This is a genomic window from Acidobacteriota bacterium, from assembly GCA_003225175.1.
In the GTDB taxonomy this organism is placed as follows: domain Bacteria; phylum Acidobacteriota; class Terriglobia; order Terriglobales; family Acidobacteriaceae; genus Gp1-AA112.
Window position 1 is genome coordinate 1 of sequence record QIBA01000241.1, and the last position, 1,708, is coordinate 1,708.

Sequence of the window (1,708 nt, forward strand, 5' to 3'; positions counted from 1 at the left end):
CAATGCAGGTAATTGGCTCTGCGGTGGCGGCGGGACACCAACACGCACGCGGATGGCCACTCCGACTGCGACAGCAACGGCTACTGCAACAGCAACGCCAACGGCGACGCCTACAACGACTTCAAGACCTACTCCAACACCCAGGCCGGGGTCCGACTCCACACCCGCGCCCGAGTTCGTCAGTGGTGGTTGTGAGCCGAATGTGATAACTGGAGGTTGAGACGCAAGCGTACTCCAGGTGTTCGTAGCGAATGTGAACGCGATGGTGCTCAACGAGTTTCTAAAAGCACGTCGCCAGGTTGACGTGCAGCAAAAGCAAATTGAAGCGCTTACTGCGGGCTTGGAGAAAGTGAACGCTCAGCTTGAACTCGGCGGACCCGCTCTGCGAACCGTCAGTAGACTCGCTACAGCAACACTCATGGTCGTGCAGTAGTCATTACGAATCCGCTTTCCTTTTAAATGAGGACAAGGCATAATTGCCGCCATGAAATCTCCCATGCTGTCCCGTGCCATGGTTCTAACGCTTTCTCCTGTGTGCTCAGCGCCGTTTACGCCGGCAGCGCCACCTGGAATCTCAATGCGACCAGCGGCTAGTGAAATACGGCGCCGAACTGGACGCCTGCTAGCATCCCAGAGAGTGCCAGTGGCGTGGCCACGTTCGGCCTATCGAACCAAACAAGTGTGGTCCTCAATGCGAATGTGGAGCTCGATCAAATCGGTTTCGACGCGGGGGGCGAGCTCGAAGAGTTCGGGCGGGAGTAGGCGTGCTTCATGACTGGGAGAAGCTGATCAAGTGATGAAACCCGAAGAGACGAAGATACTCGCCGACTGTCACCTGCGGCAGGAGAAACAACGCGAAGGGCAGGCGCGACCCAAGTACGGCAGCCACATCCATGAATGGTTCCGGCCTAAGATGCGAAAAGCTGCGCAAGAGCTTTCCGCGGAGGCGCGGATCAGAGCGATACGGCCAGCCGAAAGGGAAAAGCCCAAAGGCACGGTGATTACTGTTGGCAAGGGACGCGGGTTTGTCGTCGAGCACCGCGGCGAACACCTTGTTGTGACTCCCAGCCACTGCCTGCCCTGGCTTCCTTCGGGGTTCGGCATCGCTTACTCCGAAGAACACGTTTACCGGAACATGCTTGGCCCGCTCGGCTCCGCCCCGACTGTTGCCTGCGAGTGTCTGTTCATAAATCCTATCGCTGACGTGGCCGTGGTTGGCCTTCCCGACGCTCAGACCATTGCCGATGAAGCAGCCGCTTACCGTGCGCTTCTGGAATACGCTACACCGTTCCGAATTACAGAGGCACCGGAAAAGTCCCGCGGCTTTCTTCTTAGCCTGAAAGGGGAATGGTTTGGATGCCAGGTCCAGTGGATGAAAAGGATTGATGGTCCGCTCTGGGTCTCAAAACCCGCGCAACCGATTGAAGGCGGCCTGTCCGGCTCGCCGATCGTTTCAGAAACCGGTAACGCCATCGGGATCCTTGCAGCCTCAGTGACTGAAAACGGAAAAGACTCAGCCTCGGACGAATTCGGCGCGTCGAACCCACGATTAATGCGCGATTTGCCGCTCTGGCTTTTGCGGACCCAGACGATGAGGAAGCAATGACAACGACATTTCCGACTGGTTGCCTGAGGGAGAAATCGGGGAAGGCATGAATAAACAACGAACACACGTGGCGGATTAGACGAGGGGCTCTGGCGTTTGTTG

2 protein-coding genes are annotated in these 1,708 nt (G+C 57.3%); both read left to right on the forward strand.

The window, feature by feature from the left end; translation table 11 throughout:
- The first annotated feature begins 238 nt into the window (after positions 1–238).
- Positions 239–433 (forward strand): hypothetical protein, encoded by a 195-nt coding sequence (locus tag DMG62_24980; GenBank protein PYY19109.1) that lies wholly within the window; start codon positions 239–241, stop codon positions 431–433.
- A 363-nt stretch (positions 434–796) separates the two neighbouring features.
- The gene (locus DMG62_24985; protein PYY19110.1) at positions 797–1,606 is read left to right on the forward strand and encodes a hypothetical protein; all 810 of its coding nucleotides are present in this window, start codon (positions 797–799) and stop codon (positions 1,604–1,606) included.
- Positions 1,607–1,708: the final 102 nt, after the last annotated feature.

What these genes read in the sequence shown, in the direction of transcription:
- DMG62_24985 (PYY19110.1), top strand. Translation starts at nt 797, where the DNA reads ATGAAACCCGAAGAGACGAAGATACTCGCCGACTGTCACCTGCGGCAG.